The sequence below is a fragment of the Mesorhizobium sp. ESP7-2 genome (genome assembly GCF_020164715.1).
Lineage (GTDB): Bacteria > Pseudomonadota > Alphaproteobacteria > Rhizobiales > Rhizobiaceae > Mesorhizobium.
The window spans coordinates 49,171-62,369 of the sequence record NZ_JAIUGQ010000012.1; the positions used below are offsets into that span (position 1 = coordinate 49,171).

The window sequence follows — 13,199 nt, forward strand, 5'->3', positions numbered from 1 at the left end:
AAGCTCAATCTTTAAATTCCCTTACCGCGCCTTTGTAGCCGCCGCGAGCACGGCTTCGATCTCGGCGGTTACCGCGTCCATACTAGCCATGCCGTCCACAGTCTTGAGCTTGCCCTTGGCGTAATAGTAGCCGGTCAGCGGAGCGGTCTTCTTGTAGTATTCCCGCAGGCGCTCTTCGAATACGGCCGGATTGTCGTCCTTGCGCACCGGCTGGCCGGCCGCCTTGGCATCATCGGCGCGCTTGACGATCCGGCCGACCAAGGCCCTGTCGTCGACGACGAGTTCGACAACCGTGTCGAGGCCGATGCCACGCTCCGAGAGCATCGATTCAACCGCATCGGCCTGCACCAGCGTACGCGGGTAGCCGTCGAGGATAAACCCCCTGGCACAGTCGGCCTGATCGATACGCTCGGCGACGATGGCGTTGACGATGGCGTCGGAGACCAGCTCGCCGGCATCCATCACCGCCTTGGCACGCTTGCCGACCTCGGTACCCGCCTGGACGGCAGCACGCAGCATGTCACCCGTCGAGAGCTGGGGTATGCCGTGTTTTTCTACCAGTCTTTGTGCTTGTGTCCCCTTGCCCGCCCCCGGCGGCCCAAGCAAAATCAACCTCATCTGGCTTTCTTCCCCCCGCGCAGCTTCGACTTCTTGATCAGCCCTTCATACTGGTGCGCGATCAGGTGACCCTGAATCTGCGCAACCGTATCGAGCGTGACACTGACCACGATCAGAAGCGATGTGCCACCGAGGTAGAATGGTACGCCAGTCGCCGAGATCAGGAACTCCGGCAGCAGGCACACCAGCACCAGATAGATGGCGCCGACGACGGTGATGCGGGTGAGAACGTAATCGATGTAATCGGCGGTGCGCTCGCCCGGCCGGTAGCCCGGGATGAAGCCCGAATGCTTCTTGAGCTGGTCGGCGGTGTCCTTCGGGTTGAAGACAATCGCAGTGTAGAAGAAGGCGAAGAACACGATCATCGCCGCGTAGAATGCCATGTAGAGCGGCTGGCCGTGGCCGAGCGAGGCCAGGATGGTGCTGGCCCAGGCCGGCATGTTGGTCGCCTGCGAGAAACCGGCGACGGTCGCCGGCAGCAAGAGCAGCGACGACGCGAAGATCGGCGGGATGACGCCCGACGTGTTGAGCTTGAGCGGCAGGTGCGAAGTATCGCCCTGGAACATGCGATTGCCGACTTGGCGCTTCGGATACTGGATCAGCAGGCGGCGCTGAGCCCGCTCGAAGAAGACGATGAGCGCGATGACGACAATGGCCAGCACGATGATCGCCAGGATCAGGCCGGTCGACAGCGCGCCGGTGCGACCGAGTTCCAGTGTCCCCGATATGGCGCGCGGCAGGCCGGCGACGATGCCGGAGAAGATGATCAGCGAAATGCCGTTGCCGATGCCGCGCGCGGTGATCTGTTCGCCGAGCCACATCAGGAACATGGTGCCGCCGACCAGCGTGACGACGGTCGAGAGACGGAAGAACATCCCGGGATCATTGACGATGCCGTTGCCGTTCTCCAGTCCCACCGAAATACCATAGGCCTGCACGAGCGCCAGGAGCACGGTGCCGTAGCGCGTGTATTGGTTGATGACCTTGCGGCCCTGTTCGCCTTCCTTCTTCAGCGCTTCCAGCGAGGGAATGACCGAGGTCATCAGCTGCATGATGATGGAGGCGGAGATATAGGGCATGATGCCGAGCGCGAAGATCGCCATGCGCTGCACGGCACCGCCGGCGAACATGTTGAACATGCCGAGCACGCCCTTGCTCTGCGAGGAGAAGGCATGGGCGAAGGCGTCGGGATTGATCCCGGGAAGCGGGATGTAGGTGCCGAGACGGTAGACGAGCAACGCGCCGATGGTGAACCAGATGCGTTTCTTCAGGTCCTCCGCCTTGGCGAAGGCCGAGAAATTCAGATTCGAGGCTAGTTGTTCAGCAGCCGAAGCCATGCCTGATTCTCCGCTTGGTAACGCTTGATGGCCCGTGGGGTCAGGCGGTGCGTTTCACCGAAGCTCACGAGATAAGCTCCGGGCTGTAAACATGCAAGCGGCCGCGTTGACGCGGCCGCTAAATTGAGCAGATCAAAGCGCGATCGAAAGCAAAAACGAATGCCACTCTTGCCGACCGCGCTTCAAATTGCCGTTACTCGGCAGCTGCCTTTTCCGGCAGCTTGACCGAACCACCGGCCTTTTCGATCTTCTCGATCGCGGCCTTGGAGGCGCCGGCGACGTCGAAGGCGAGCTTGGCCTTGAGTTCGCCATCGGACAGCACGCGCACGCCATCCTTGACGCGACGGATGACGCCGGCGGCGACAAGCGCCTCGGCCGTCACGGTTGCCTTGACGTCAAGCTTCTTGGCATCGACGGCTTCCTGGATGCGGGCCAGCGACACGACAACGAAGCTCTTGGCGAAGATGTTGTTGAAGCCACGCTTCGGCAGGCGCCGATAGAGCGGCATCTGGCCACCCTCGAAGCCGTTGACGGCAACGCCGGAGCGCGCCTTCTGGCCCTTGACGCCGCGACCGGCGGTCTTGCCCGAACCGGAGCCGATACCGCGGCCGAGACGCTTCTTGGAGTGCGTCGCGCCGTCCTTGTCACGCAGATCGTTGAGTTTCATCTTGCTTCTCCTGCGCTCTGGCTCAGCCCTCGTCCACGACGCGGACGAGATGCTGGACGGCAGCGATCATGCCGCGCACGGAGGGCGTATCTTCCAGCGTGCGCTGCTTGTGCATCTTGTTGAGGCCGAGGCCGACCAGCGTCGCGCGCTGTTCCTTCGGACGGCGGATCGGCGAGCCGATCTGCTCAACGGTGATGGTCTTGGTTGCTTTCTTGGCCATGGTCAAAATCCCTGGTCAGATCGACTATTCTTCAGCCGCAACGGCGGTGCCGCGGCGGGCCTGAAGGGTCGAATACTTGATGCCGCGCGCGGCAGCTACATCCTTGGGATGCATCTGGCTCTTCAACGCGTCGAAGGTGGCGCGAACCATGTTGTAGGGGTTCGACGAACCCATCGACTTGGCGACCACGTCATGCATGCCGAGCGTCTCGAAGACGGCGCGCATCGGGCCGCCGGCGATGATGCCGGTACCCTGCTTGGCGGCGCGCAGCAGCACGCGGCCCGCACCCCAGCGTCCTTCGACGTCGTGATGCAGCGTGCGGCCCGAGCGCAGCGGCACGAAGATCATGTCGCGCTTGGCCGATTCGGTCGCCTTGCGGATGGCTTCCGGCACTTCGCGCGCCTTGCCATGGCCGAAGCCGACGCGGCCCTTCTGGTCGCCGACGACGACGAGCGCGGCGAAGCCGAAGCGGCGGCCACCCTTGACGACCTTGGCGACGCGGTTGATGTGGACGAGCTTGTCCACCATGCCATCGTCGCGCTCTTCACGCTCGCGGCCGCGGCCGCCTTCCCTACGTTCCTGTGCCATATCCTGTTCCTTGTTCTTTTCCGGAAGCACGGGTTGCTGATTGCTGACGCCACTTTTGGGTCGTCAGCGGTGAACTTCTCCTTTGCATGATCTTGTCCGAAAAGTCTGCAACTTTTCGGAATCATGCATTAGAAGCTGAGACCGCCTTCGCGGGCTGCCTCGGCCAGCGCCTTGACGCGGCCGTGATAGATGTACGGGCCACGGTCGAAGACGACTTCCTTGATGCCGGCCTTGGTGGCGCGCTCGGCGATCAGCTTGCCGATCGCGGCGGCGGCGGCGGTGTCGGCGCCGGTCTTGAGCGAACCCTTGAGGTCCTTCTCGAGCGTCGAGGCGGCAGCAATGGTGTGCCCCTTGGCGTCGTCGATCACCTGGACATAGATGTTTTTCGACGTGCGGTGCACCGAAAGACGCGGACGTTCGCCGGCGACTTTCTTGATCTGGCGACGGACGCGTTGCGCACGGCGCTGGATGGCTTCCTTGGTACCCATGATGTCTTCCTTGCCTTCAAAAAACGGGGGCCGCCATATGCGGTAGGCGAAACGCCTCCCGCGACCGCTCCCCGCGGCGTTACACTTCCGTGGCTTGGTCCTGTCCGAAAAGCCTGCAACTTTTCAGGGCCAAGCCGATTACTTCTTCTTGCCTTCCTTGCGGACGATCTTCTCGCCGGCATAACGGACACCCTTGCCCTTGTAAGGCTCGGGACCGCGGTATTCGCGGATCTCCGCGGCAACCTGGCCGACCTGCTGCTTGTCGATGCCGGCCACGGTGATTTCGGTCGGCTTCGGCACGGTGATCGTGATGCCGGCCGGCGTCTCGTAGACGACATCGTGGCTGAAGCCAAGGGCCAGCTGCAGGTTCTTGCCCTGCAAGGCAGCGCGATAGCCGACGCCGGTGATCTCGAGCTTCTTCTCGAAACCGTCCTTGACGCCCTGCAGGATGTTGACGATCTGCGTGCGCGACATGCCCCACTTGGAGCGGGCTGTCTTGGTCTGGTCGCGCGGCTGGACAGCGATCTCGCTGCCTTCCATCTTGACCAGCACTTCGTCATTCACCACGAACTTCAGCTCGCCCTTGGGGCCCTTCGCCGTCACGGTCTGGCCGTTGACGGTCGCGGTCACGCCCTGCGGCAGCGAAACGGGTTTCTTTCCAATACGAGACATTTCGTTGTCCTCGTCACTTCTCTTGTTTCAGGTCTCTGTCTTCGGAACGATCCGAAGACCGGATTCCAATTTGCGGTGAGCTGCCAGATCAGAAGATCTGGCAGAGGATCTCGCCGCCTACGTTCTGCTCGCGTGCTTCGTGGTCGGCCATCACGCCCTTCGGTGTCGAAAGGATGGCGATGCCGAGGCCGTTGGCGACGTGCGGGATCGACTTGGCCGAAACGTAAACACGGCGGCCGGGCTTCGAAACGCGGGCTATTTCGCGCACGACCGGAGCACCGTCGAAATACTTCAGCTCGATTTCGATCTCGGACTTGCCGTTGTCGAAGTCGGTCTGGCTGTAATCGCGGATATAGCCTTCCGCCTTCAGCACGTCGAGGACGCGGGTGCGCAGACGCGAGGCCGGCGTCGAGACACTCGACTTCTTGCGGCCATAGGCGTTGCGGATGCGGGTCAGCATATCGCCGAGAGGATCGCTCAATGACATGTTATGTCCTCCTTACCAGCTCGACTTGACCAGGCCTGGGATCTGGCCGTTATTGCCGAGATCCCGAAGCGCGATGCGCGATACTTTGAGCTTGCGATAGTAGGCGCGCGGACGGCCGGTGACTTCGCAGCGGTTGCGGATGCGGATCTTGGCCGAGTTGCGCGGCAGGGCAGCAAGCTTCAGCTGAGCGCGAAAGCGCTCTTCCATCGGCTTGGACTGATCCATGATGATCGCCTTCAACGCAGCGCGCTTGGGACCGTACTGGTCGGCAAGCTTGCGGCGCCTGTTGTTCTTCTCGACTGAGCTGGTCTTTGCCATTTCAGATTTTTCCTTTTCTCGCTGCCGTTACTGGCGGAAGGGGAAGTTGAAAGCCTTGAGCAAAGCCCTGGCTTCGTCATCCGTCTTCGCAGTCGTACAAACGATGACGTCCATGCCCCAGATCTGATCAACCTTGTCGTAGTTGATCTCCGGAAACACGATGTGTTCCTTGATGCCCATGGCGTAGTTGCCACGGCCATCGAAGCTCTTGGGGTTCAGTCCGCGGAAGTCGCGGACGCGCGGCAGCGCGATGTTCACGAGGCGGTCGAGGAACTCGTACATACGTTCCTTGCGCAGCGTGACTTTGGCGCCGATCGGCATGTTCTCGCGGACCTTGAAGCCAGCGATCGAATTGCGAGCGCGGGTGACGACGGCCTTCTGGCCGGCGATCATCGCCAGGTCCTCGGCCGCGACCGAAGGCTTCTTCGAATCGGCGGTCGCTTCGCCGACACCCATGTTCAGCACGATCTTGTCGAGGCGCGGAACCTGCATGTCGTTGTCGTAGCCGAACTGCTCCTGCAGCGCCTTGCGAATGGTCTCGTTATAGACCTGCTTGAGGCGCGGCGTGTTGTTGGCAGTCGCCTGCTTGGTTTGAGCCTTAGCCATTGATGACTTCTCCCGAGCGCTTGGCGACGCGCACCTTCTTGCCGTCCTTCTGGAAGATGAAACCGACACGGGTCGGCTTGCCATCCTTCGGGTCGGCCAGCGCGATGTTCGACAGCTGGATCGGCGCTTCCTTGGTGATGATCCCGCCCTCTTGGGACTGGGACTGCTTCTGGTGACGACGGATCATGTTGACGCCGCGCACCAGCGCGGTGTCATCCTTCGGCTGAACCGAGAGGACTTCGCCCGAACGGCCCTTGTCCTTGCCGGCCAGCACGACGACCTTGTCGCCTTTTCTAATCTTTTGCATTGGTCCGGCTCCTTACAGCACTTCAGGCGCGAGCGAGATGATCTTCATGTGGTTCTTGGCGCGGAGTTCGCGCGGAACCGGTCCGAAGATACGCGTGCCGATCGGCTCTTTCTTGTTGTCGACGAGAACGGCCGCGTTCTTGTCGAAACGGATCACGCTGCCGTCCGGGCGGCGGATGTCCTTGGCCGTGCGAACCACGACCGCCTTCATCACATCGCCCTTCTTAACGCGGCCGCGCGGAATGGCTTCCTTGATCGACACCACGATGATGTCGCCCACGGAAGCGTATTTCCGCTTCGAGCCGCCCAGCACCTTGATGCACATGACACGACGCGCGCCGGAATTATCCGCCACGTCGAGGTTTGTTTGCATCTGAATCATGACTGGCCGCCTTCTTCTTTTCTAACGGGACGGGCTCGAAACCCCTCCCCGGTCTGTCCAAAATTCGTTGTTTACGCCCAGAGGTCAGGCTTGGTCCGAGGACACGACGATCCAGCGCTTGTCCTTGGAAATCGGCTTCGATTCCTGGATGAACACCTGGTCGCCGACCTTATGGGCGTTGTTCTCGTCGTGCGCCTTGTACTTCTTGGTCATGCGCACGGTCTTCTTCATCACGGGATGCGTGAAGCGCCGTTCGACCTTGACGACAACCGTCTTCTCGTTCTTGTCGCTGACGACGGTGCCCTGCAGAATGCGCTTTGGCATGGTTTTCGTCCTTAAGCCTTCTTGGCCGCGGACTTTTCCGCAGCGATGGTCTTGATACGCGCAATGTCCTTGCGAACCTGCCTCACGCGCGCGGTCTTCTCGAGCTGGCCGGTGGCCTTCTGGAAGCGCAGGTTGAACTGCTCCTTCTTCAGGCTGGCCAGGTCGTCGGTCAGCTGGTCCTGGGTCTTGGTCCGGATGTCTTCGGCTTTCATGATCAGCCCGTCCTTATTCTGCGATGCGCTGTACGAAGCGCGTCCTGACCGAGAGCTTGGCCGCGCCGAGACGCAGCGCCTCACGGGCGGTTTCTTCATTGACGCCGTCGATCTCGAACATGATGCGACCCGGCTTGACGCGCGCCGCCCAGTAGTCGACCGCGCCCTTGCCCTTGCCCATGCGGACTTCGGTCGGCTTCGAGGTGACCGGCACATCCGGGAAAATACGGATCCAGACGCGGCCAGCGCGCTTCATTTCGCGAGTGATCGCGCGGCGGGCCGCCTCGATCTCACGCGCGGTGACGCGGTTCGGCTCAAGCGCCTTCAGCCCGAAACCACCGAAATCCAGGTTGGTGCCGCCCTTTGCGGTACCATGGATACGGCCCTTGAACTGCTTGCGGAACTTTGTGCGCTTTGGCTGCAGCATCGTTCTAACTCCAAATTCCTAAATGTCTCAGGCGTTTTCGCGACGACGACCGCGTTCGCGATCACCACCACCACCATGCGCAGCATCACCCTCGGTCGCACGACGCTCCGAAGCCATCGGATCGTGCTCGAGGATCTCGCCCTTGAATACCCAGACCTTGACGCCGCAAATGCCGTAGGCCGTATTCGCCTCGGCCGTGCCGTAGTCGACATCGGCGCGCAGCGTATGCAGCGGCACGCGGCCTTCACGATACCATTCCATGCGCGCGATCTCGGCGCCGCCAAGGCGGCCGGCGCAGTTGATGCGGATGCCTTCGGCACCGAGGCGCATGGCCGACTGCACGGCACGCTTCATGGCGCGGCGGAACGCGATGCGGCGCTCGAGCTGCTGGGCGATCGACTGGGCGACCAGGGTCGCGTCGATCTCCGGCTTGCGCACTTCGACGATGTTGAGGTGCGTCTCGGACTTCGTCATCTCCATCAGCTTCTTGCGAAGCTTCTCGATGTCGGCGCCCTTCTTGCCGATGATTAGACCCGGGCGCGCGGCATGGATGGTGACGCGGCACTTCTTGTGCGGACGCTCGATCACGACCTTCGAGATGGCGGCCTGCTTGAGCTCCTTCTCAAGATACTTGCGGATCTTGATGTCCTCATGCAGCAGCTTGCCGTACTCGCCAGTGTTCGCGAACCAGCGCGAATCCCAGGTGCGGTTGATGCCGAGGCGAAGACCGATCGGATTGACTTTCTGGCCCATTATGCGGCCTCCCCTTTTTCTTCGACTTCACGAACGACGATCGTGAGGTGCGAGAACGGCTTCTCGATACGGCTGGCGCGACCACGGCCACGAGCGTGGAACCGCTTCATGACGATCGACTTGCCGACATAGGCTTCCGCCACGATCAGCGCATCGACGTCGAGGTCGTGGTTGTTTTCCGCGTTGGCGATTGCCGATTCCAGCGTCTTCTTGACCGTGCCGGAAATCCGCTTGGCCGAGAATTCGAGATCGGAAAGCGCTGTCGCGACCTTCTTGCCGCGGATCAGCGCGGCAACCAGGTTCAGCTTCTGCGGGCTGATACGGATCGTGCGCAACACGGCGCGCGCTTCGTTGTCAGCAAGCCTGCGCGGAGCTTTGGCCTTGCCCATGATTATTTCCTCTTCGCCTTCTTATCCGCGCCGTGACCGTAATAGGTCCGCGTCGGAGCGAATTCACCGAACTTGTGACCGACCATGTCCTCGTTCACCGCGACGGGAACATGCTTCTGGCCGTTGTAGACACCGAAGGTGAAGCCGACGAACTGCGGCAGGATGGTGGAGCGACGGCTCCACATCTTGATCACCTCATTGCGACCACCTTCACGAACCTTGTCCACCTTCTTGAGAAGGTAGCCGTCGATGAAGGGGCCTTTCCAAATAGAACGAGTCACTTGGCGTTACCTCTTCTTAGCTCTTGCGCTGATGGCGCGAGCGCAGGATGAACTTGTCGGTCGCCTTGTTGGACCGCGTCTTCTTGCCTTTGGTCGGCTTGCCCCACGGGCTGACCGGATGACGGCCACCGGAGGTGCGGCCTTCGCCGCCGCCATGCGGGTGGTCGACCGGGTTCATGGTCACGCCGCGATTGTGCGGACGCTTGCCACGCCAAACCGTGCGGCCGGCCTTGCCGTCGTTGATGTTGCCGTGGTCCGGATTGGACACGGCACCGACGGTGGCCATGCAGGAGCCGTGAACGACACGCTGCTCGCCCGAGTTGAGGCGTAGGATCGCCATACCCTGGTCGCGGCCGACCAGCTGGCCGTAACCACCTGCCGACCGGGCGACCTGGGCGCCTTTGCCCGGCTTCAGCTCGATGTTGTGGACGATGGTGCCGACCGGCATCGAGGCCAGCGGCATCGCATTGCCCGGCTTCACGTCGACCGCTTCACCGGCCACGATCTTGTCGCCGGGAGCCAGACGCTGCGGAGCGATGATGTAGGACAGCTCACCATCATCATACTTGATCAGCGCGATGAAGGCGGTGCGGTTCGGATCATATTCGATGCGCTCGACCGTGCCGACAACGTCGAACTTGCGGCGCTTGAAGTCGATGATGCGGTACGATCGCTTGTGACCGCCGCCGATGAAGCGGGCCGTGATGCGGCCGTGATTGTTGCGGCCGCCCGACTTGGTCAGGCCTTCGGTCAGGCCCTTGACAGGCTTGCCCTTGTAGAGACCCGAGCGGTCGACGATGACCAGCTGGCGGGTGCTCGGCGTTATCGGGTTGAATTTTTTAAGTGCCATTGTCCTGTCCTCGCGGCCTTGCTCAGAGACCCGTCGCGACGTCGATCGACTGGCCGTCGGCCAGCGTCACGATCGCCTTCTTGACGTCGCTCTGGCGGCCGATCGTGCCGCGGAAGCGCTTGATCTTGCCCTTGCGGACAAGCGTGTTCACGGCCATCACCTTGACGCCGAACAGCGCTTCGACGGCCGCCTTGATTTCTGGCTTCGACGCCTTCTTGGCGACGTTGAAGACGACCTGGTTCTGCTCGGAGGCCATGGTCGACTTTTCGGTGATCGCCGGCGAGACGATCACGTCGTAGTGACGAAGGTCGGTCATTTAAAGCGCTCCTCGAGAGCCTCGACGGCGGCCTTCGAAAGGACCAGCGTGCCGCGGCGCAGAATGTCGTAGACGTTGATGCCCTGGATGGGCAGCACGTCGATGTTGGGGATATTGGTGGCTGCCAGCTTGAAGTTCTTGTCAAGCTCGGCGCCGCCAATCACCAGGGCGTTGGTCAGGCCCAGCGTCGCGAAATTCGCGATCAGCGCCTTCGTCTTGGCCTCGGTCAGCTTCAACTCGTCGATGATGATGATCGACGCGCTCTTGGCCTTGGCCGAGAGAGCATGCTTGAGGCCAAGCGCACGAACCTTTTTGGGCAGTTCGTGCTCATGGCTGCGAACGACCGGGCCGTGGGCCTTGCCGCCGCCGCGGAACTGCGGAGCGCGTGCCGAGTGGTGACGGGCGCGGCCCGTACCCTTCTGCTTGTACATCTTGGCGCCGGTGCGCGCGATTTCGGCGCGGCCCTTGGCCTTGTGCGTGCCCTGCTGCTTCTTGGCAAGCTGCCAGCGCACGACGCGCTGCAGGATGTCCTCGCGCGGATCAAGGCCGAAAATTCCGTCGGAAAGTTCCACCTTGCCGGCGTCTTTACCGCCGAGCGTTGTGATCTTGAGATCCATTATTCCGCTCCCTCTGTGGCCGGAGCCTCGTTCTTCGCAGCTGCCGCGGCAGCGCGGATCGCGGCGGGCTTCGGCGCATTGGCCGGCAGCGCCACCTTGGCCGCGTCGCGGACCAGGATCCAGGCGCCCTTCGATCCGGGAACCGCACCGCGGATCAGGATCAGGCCGCGGTCGGCGTCGGTCGAGACGATCTCGACATTCTGCGTGGTGACGCGGGTGTCGCCCATGTGGCCAGCCATATGCTTGCCCTTGAACACCTTGCCCGGGTCCTGACGCTGGCCAGTCGAACCGTGTGTACGGTGCGAGACCGAGTTACCGTGCGTCGCGCGGCCACCACCCATGTGGTGGCGCTTGATGACGCCCTGGAAACCCTTGCCGATCGTCGTGCCCGTCACATCGACCTTCTGGCCGGCGACAAAGTGCTCGACGGTGATCTCGGCGCCAACGTCGATCATGTTGTCGGCGGAGACGCGGAACTCGGCAACCTTCGCCTTCGGCTCGACGGAAGCGGTCGCGAAATGGCCGCGCATCGCCTTCGACGTGTTCTTCACCTTGGCGAGGCCAACGCCGAGCTGAACGGCGGTGTAGCCATTCTTCTCCTGCGTGCGCTGTGCCACGACCTGGCAGTTCTCCATCTGGAGAACGGTGACGGGAACATGTTCCCCGGCATCATTATAGATGCGGGTCATTCCCACCTTCTTTGCAATCACACCTGAACGCATCGGTTCAATTCCTTTAGAGTTCCGGGCCAGGGACACCGCCCCTTACCGCGCTCTCATTCCCTTAGAGCTTGATCTCGACGTCGACGCCGGCGGCCAGATCGAGCTTCATCAAAGCATCGACGGTCTGCGGGGTCGGATCGACGATGTCGAGCAGACGCTTGTGCGTGCGCATCTCGAACTGCTCGCGGCTCTTCTTGTCGACGTGAGGCGACCGGTTGACCGTGAACTTTTCGATCCGCGTCGGCAGCGGAATGGGGCCGCGGACGTTCGCACCAGTGCGCTTGGCCGTCGACACGATTTCCTTCGTCGAGGCGTCGAGCACGCGGTGGTCAAACGCCTTCAGGCGGATGCGGATATTCTGTCCGTTCATGCGTCACTTCCTTGTTCTGGCGCGGCGCGGGCAACTCCGGCGCCCGCGACAGATCGGTTTAAGTCCAAATTACTCTTTGATGGTGACGACGATGCCGGCACCGACGGTGCGGCCGCCTTCACGAATGGCGAAGCGCAGCTTCTCTTCCATGGCGATCGGCACGATCAGCTCGACATCGACCGTGATGTTGTCGCCAGGCATCACCATCTCGGTGCCTTCCGGCAGCGACACGATGCCGGTCACGTCGGTCGTGCGGAAGTAGAACTGCGGACGGTAGTTGGTGAAGAACGGCGTGTGACGGCCACCTTCGTCCTTGGTCAGGATGTAGGCTTCGGCCACGAACTTCTTGTGCGGCTTCACCGTGCCGGGCTTGGCCAGAACCTGGCCGCGCTCGACACCTTCACGGTCGACACCGCGCAGCAGCGCGCCGATGTTGTCGCCAGCCTGGCCCTGATCGAGCAGCTTGCGGAACATTTCCACACCCGTGCAGGTCGTCTTGGTCGTCGGACGGATGCCGATGATTTCCAGCTCCTCGCCGACCTTGACCACGCCGCGCTCGACGCGGCCGGTCACGACCGTGCCGCGGCCCGAGATCGAGAACACGTCCTCGATCGGCATCAGGAACGGCTTGTCGAGCGGACGAACCGGGGTCGGGATGTAGGCGTCGACCTGAGCCATCAGCTCGCGGATCGCGTCCTCGCCGATCGTCTTGTTCGAATCCTCGAGCGCTGCCAGCGCCGAACCCTTGACGATCGGAATGTCGTCGCCGGGGAATTCGTTCTTCGACAGCAATTCGCGAACCTCGAGCTCGACCAGTTCGAGCAGCTCGGCGTCGTCGACCTGGTCGACCTTGTTCAGGAACACCACGATCGACGGCACGCCGACCTGACGGGCAAGCAGGATGTGCTCGCGGGTCTGCGGCATCGGGCCGTCGGCGGCCGACACCACCAGGATCGCGCCGTCCATCTGCGCGGCACCGGTGATCATGTTCTTCACATAGTCGGCGTGGCCGGGGCAGTCGACATGCGCGTAGTGGCGGTTGGCCGTCTCGTATTCGACGTGAGCCGTCGAGATCGTGATGCCGCGCGCCTTCTCTTCCGGCGCCGCGTCGATCTGGTCATAGCGCTTGTATTCGCCAAAATACTTGGTGATCGCAGCCGTCAGCGACGTCTTGCCATGGTCAACGTGACCAATCGTGCCGATGTTCACATGAGGCTTAGTGCGCTCGAATTTACCTTTTGCCATGTGA

Annotated in this window: 24 protein-coding genes; all 24 read right to left on the bottom strand. The window is 62.1% G+C overall.

Going from position 1 to position 13,199, the window contains the following annotated elements:
• Positions 1-21 precede the first annotated feature (21 nt).
• The 24 genes from LB543_RS14105 to tuf all read right to left on the bottom strand — a co-directional run bounded on the left by LB543_RS14105 (position 22) and on the right by tuf (position 13,195).
• Complete coding sequence (locus tag LB543_RS14105; RefSeq protein WP_224614516.1) at positions 22-618, bottom strand: adenylate kinase; 597 nt, start codon at positions 616-618, stop codon at positions 22-24.
• A complete protein-coding gene (gene secY / locus LB543_RS14110) occupies positions 615-1,955 on the bottom strand; it encodes a preprotein translocase subunit SecY (protein ID WP_140758599.1) in 1,341 nt (446 codons plus the stop codon). Before secY ends, LB543_RS14105 begins: the two co-directional genes overlap by 4 nt.
• A 193-nt stretch (positions 1,956-2,148) precedes the next feature.
• Entirely contained in the window at positions 2,149-2,622 is a 474-nt protein-coding gene (gene rplO, locus LB543_RS14115; protein ID WP_140758598.1) for a 50S ribosomal protein L15, read from the bottom strand.
• Positions 2,623-2,644: 22 nt separating this feature from the next.
• Positions 2,645-2,842, bottom strand: coding sequence for a 50S ribosomal protein L30 (gene rpmD / locus LB543_RS14120; protein ID WP_006205449.1), 198 nt, complete (start codon positions 2,840-2,842; stop codon positions 2,645-2,647).
• A gap of 24 nt (positions 2,843-2,866) precedes the next feature.
• Positions 2,867-3,430 (bottom strand): 30S ribosomal protein S5, encoded by a 564-nt coding sequence (gene rpsE / locus LB543_RS14125; protein WP_032933400.1) that lies wholly within the window; start codon positions 3,428-3,430, stop codon positions 2,867-2,869.
• Between the two features lie 128 nt (positions 3,431-3,558).
• The gene (gene rplR / locus LB543_RS14130) at positions 3,559-3,918 is read right to left on the bottom strand and encodes a 50S ribosomal protein L18 (protein ID WP_027145576.1); all 360 of its coding nucleotides are present in this window, start codon (positions 3,916-3,918) and stop codon (positions 3,559-3,561) included.
• Positions 3,919-4,056: 138 nt separating this feature from the next.
• Entirely contained in the window at positions 4,057-4,590 is a 534-nt protein-coding gene (gene rplF, locus LB543_RS14135; RefSeq protein WP_013895694.1) for a 50S ribosomal protein L6, read from the bottom strand.
• Positions 4,591-4,678: 88 nt separating this feature from the next.
• A complete protein-coding gene (gene rpsH, locus LB543_RS14140) occupies positions 4,679-5,077 on the bottom strand; it encodes a 30S ribosomal protein S8 (RefSeq protein WP_006205453.1) in 399 nt (132 codons plus the stop codon).
• Positions 5,078-5,089: 12 nt separating this feature from the next.
• Complete coding sequence (gene rpsN / locus LB543_RS14145; RefSeq protein ID WP_010909282.1) at positions 5,090-5,395, bottom strand: 30S ribosomal protein S14; 306 nt, start codon at positions 5,393-5,395, stop codon at positions 5,090-5,092.
• 27 nt (positions 5,396-5,422) lie between these two features.
• Complete coding sequence (rplE, locus tag LB543_RS14150; RefSeq protein ID WP_127278265.1) at positions 5,423-6,001, bottom strand: 50S ribosomal protein L5; 579 nt, start codon at positions 5,999-6,001, stop codon at positions 5,423-5,425.
• The gene (gene rplX, locus LB543_RS14155; protein ID WP_006205456.1) at positions 5,994-6,308 is read right to left on the bottom strand and encodes a 50S ribosomal protein L24; all 315 of its coding nucleotides are present in this window, start codon (positions 6,306-6,308) and stop codon (positions 5,994-5,996) included. The genes rplE and rplX overlap by 8 nt, the downstream gene beginning before the upstream one ends.
• Positions 6,309-6,320: 12 nt before the next feature.
• Positions 6,321-6,689 (bottom strand): 50S ribosomal protein L14, encoded by a 369-nt coding sequence (rplN, locus tag LB543_RS14160; protein WP_006205457.1) that lies wholly within the window; start codon positions 6,687-6,689, stop codon positions 6,321-6,323.
• An 84-nt stretch (positions 6,690-6,773) separates the two neighbouring features.
• Positions 6,774-7,013: a 30S ribosomal protein S17 gene (rpsQ, locus tag LB543_RS14165; protein WP_010909280.1), complete on the bottom strand. Its 240-nt coding sequence runs from the start codon at positions 7,011-7,013 to the stop codon at positions 6,774-6,776.
• Between the two features lie 11 nt (positions 7,014-7,024).
• Positions 7,025-7,225: a 50S ribosomal protein L29 gene (gene rpmC / locus LB543_RS14170; RefSeq protein WP_006205459.1), complete on the bottom strand. Its 201-nt coding sequence runs from the start codon at positions 7,223-7,225 to the stop codon at positions 7,025-7,027.
• A gap of 13 nt (positions 7,226-7,238) precedes the next feature.
• On the bottom strand, positions 7,239-7,652 hold the full coding sequence (gene rplP / locus LB543_RS14175; RefSeq protein ID WP_006205460.1) for a 50S ribosomal protein L16: 414 nt from the start codon (positions 7,650-7,652) through the stop codon (positions 7,239-7,241).
• 27 nt (positions 7,653-7,679) lie between these two features.
• Entirely contained in the window at positions 7,680-8,405 is a 726-nt protein-coding gene (gene rpsC / locus LB543_RS14180; RefSeq protein WP_013895697.1) for a 30S ribosomal protein S3, read from the bottom strand.
• On the bottom strand, positions 8,405-8,794 hold the full coding sequence (gene rplV / locus LB543_RS14185; protein WP_006205462.1) for a 50S ribosomal protein L22: 390 nt from the start codon (positions 8,792-8,794) through the stop codon (positions 8,405-8,407). The genes rpsC and rplV overlap by 1 nt, the downstream gene beginning before the upstream one ends.
• Before the next feature lie 2 nt (positions 8,795-8,796).
• Positions 8,797-9,075 (bottom strand): 30S ribosomal protein S19, encoded by a 279-nt coding sequence (gene rpsS, locus LB543_RS14190; protein WP_027044977.1) that lies wholly within the window; start codon positions 9,073-9,075, stop codon positions 8,797-8,799.
• A gap of 16 nt (positions 9,076-9,091) precedes the next feature.
• The gene (rplB, locus tag LB543_RS14195; RefSeq protein ID WP_027145574.1) at positions 9,092-9,925 is read right to left on the bottom strand and encodes a 50S ribosomal protein L2; all 834 of its coding nucleotides are present in this window, start codon (positions 9,923-9,925) and stop codon (positions 9,092-9,094) included.
• A gap of 22 nt (positions 9,926-9,947) precedes the next feature.
• Positions 9,948-10,241, bottom strand: coding sequence for a 50S ribosomal protein L23 (locus tag LB543_RS14200; protein WP_010909275.1), 294 nt, complete (start codon positions 10,239-10,241; stop codon positions 9,948-9,950).
• On the bottom strand, positions 10,238-10,858 hold the full coding sequence (rplD, locus tag LB543_RS14205) for a 50S ribosomal protein L4 (protein ID WP_015317984.1): 621 nt from the start codon (positions 10,856-10,858) through the stop codon (positions 10,238-10,240). Before rplD ends, LB543_RS14200 begins: the two co-directional genes overlap by 4 nt.
• On the bottom strand, positions 10,858-11,580 hold the full coding sequence (gene rplC, locus LB543_RS14210; protein ID WP_224614517.1) for a 50S ribosomal protein L3: 723 nt from the start codon (positions 11,578-11,580) through the stop codon (positions 10,858-10,860). The genes rplD and rplC overlap by 1 nt, the downstream gene beginning before the upstream one ends.
• Before the next feature lie 61 nt (positions 11,581-11,641).
• Positions 11,642-11,950, bottom strand: a complete 309-nt coding sequence (gene rpsJ, locus LB543_RS14215) for a 30S ribosomal protein S10 (protein WP_010909272.1) — start codon at positions 11,948-11,950, stop codon at positions 11,642-11,644.
• A 69-nt stretch (positions 11,951-12,019) separates the two neighbouring features.
• Positions 12,020-13,195: an elongation factor Tu gene (gene tuf, locus LB543_RS14220; protein WP_013895701.1), complete on the bottom strand. Its 1,176-nt coding sequence runs from the start codon at positions 13,193-13,195 to the stop codon at positions 12,020-12,022.
• Positions 13,196-13,199: the final 4 nt, after the last annotated feature.

Coding starts and splice junctions, on each gene's coding strand:
- LB543_RS14105 (WP_224614516.1), bottom strand. CDS start 618: ATGAGGTTGATTTTGCTTGGGCCGCCGGGGGCGGGCAAGGGGACACAA.
- secY (WP_140758599.1), bottom strand. CDS start 1,955: ATGGCTTCGGCTGCTGAACAACTAGCCTCGAATCTGAATTTCTCGGCC.
- rplO (WP_140758598.1), bottom strand. CDS start 2,622: ATGAAACTCAACGATCTGCGTGACAAGGACGGCGCGACGCACTCCAAG.
- rpmD (WP_006205449.1), bottom strand. CDS start 2,842: ATGGCCAAGAAAGCAACCAAGACCATCACCGTTGAGCAGATCGGCTCG.
- rpsE (WP_032933400.1), bottom strand. CDS start 3,430: ATGGCACAGGAACGTAGGGAAGGCGGCCGCGGCCGCGAGCGTGAAGAG.
- rplR (WP_027145576.1), bottom strand. CDS start 3,918: ATGGGTACCAAGGAAGCCATCCAGCGCCGTGCGCAACGCGTCCGTCGC.
- rplF (WP_013895694.1), bottom strand. CDS start 4,590: ATGTCTCGTATTGGAAAGAAACCCGTTTCGCTGCCGCAGGGCGTGACC.
- rpsH (WP_006205453.1), bottom strand. CDS start 5,077: ATGTCATTGAGCGATCCTCTCGGCGATATGCTGACCCGCATCCGCAAC.
- rpsN (WP_010909282.1), bottom strand. CDS start 5,395: ATGGCAAAGACCAGCTCAGTCGAGAAGAACAACAGGCGCCGCAAGCTT.
- rplE (WP_127278265.1), bottom strand. CDS start 6,001: ATGGCTAAGGCTCAAACCAAGCAGGCGACTGCCAACAACACGCCGCGC.
- rplX (WP_006205456.1), bottom strand. CDS start 6,308: ATGCAAAAGATTAGAAAAGGCGACAAGGTCGTCGTGCTGGCCGGCAAG.
- rplN (WP_006205457.1), bottom strand. CDS start 6,689: ATGATTCAGATGCAAACAAACCTCGACGTGGCGGATAATTCCGGCGCG.
- rpsQ (WP_010909280.1), bottom strand. CDS start 7,013: ATGCCAAAGCGCATTCTGCAGGGCACCGTCGTCAGCGACAAGAACGAG.
- rpmC (WP_006205459.1), bottom strand. CDS start 7,225: ATGAAAGCCGAAGACATCCGGACCAAGACCCAGGACCAGCTGACCGAC.
- rplP (WP_006205460.1), bottom strand. CDS start 7,652: ATGCTGCAGCCAAAGCGCACAAAGTTCCGCAAGCAGTTCAAGGGCCGT.
- rpsC (WP_013895697.1), bottom strand. CDS start 8,405: ATGGGCCAGAAAGTCAATCCGATCGGTCTTCGCCTCGGCATCAACCGC.
- rplV (WP_006205462.1), bottom strand. CDS start 8,794: ATGGGCAAGGCCAAAGCTCCGCGCAGGCTTGCTGACAACGAAGCGCGC.
- rplB (WP_027145574.1), bottom strand. CDS start 9,925: ATGGCACTTAAAAAATTCAACCCGATAACGCCGAGCACCCGCCAGCTG.
- LB543_RS14200 (WP_010909275.1), bottom strand. CDS start 10,241: ATGACCGACCTTCGTCACTACGACGTGATCGTCTCGCCGGCGATCACC.
- rplD (WP_015317984.1), bottom strand. CDS start 10,858: ATGGATCTCAAGATCACAACGCTCGGCGGTAAAGACGCCGGCAAGGTG.
- rplC (WP_224614517.1), bottom strand. CDS start 11,580: ATGCGTTCAGGTGTGATTGCAAAGAAGGTGGGAATGACCCGCATCTAT.
- rpsJ (WP_010909272.1), bottom strand. CDS start 11,950: ATGAACGGACAGAATATCCGCATCCGCCTGAAGGCGTTTGACCACCGC.
- tuf (WP_013895701.1), bottom strand. CDS start 13,195: ATGGCAAAAGGTAAATTCGAGCGCACTAAGCCTCATGTGAACATCGGC.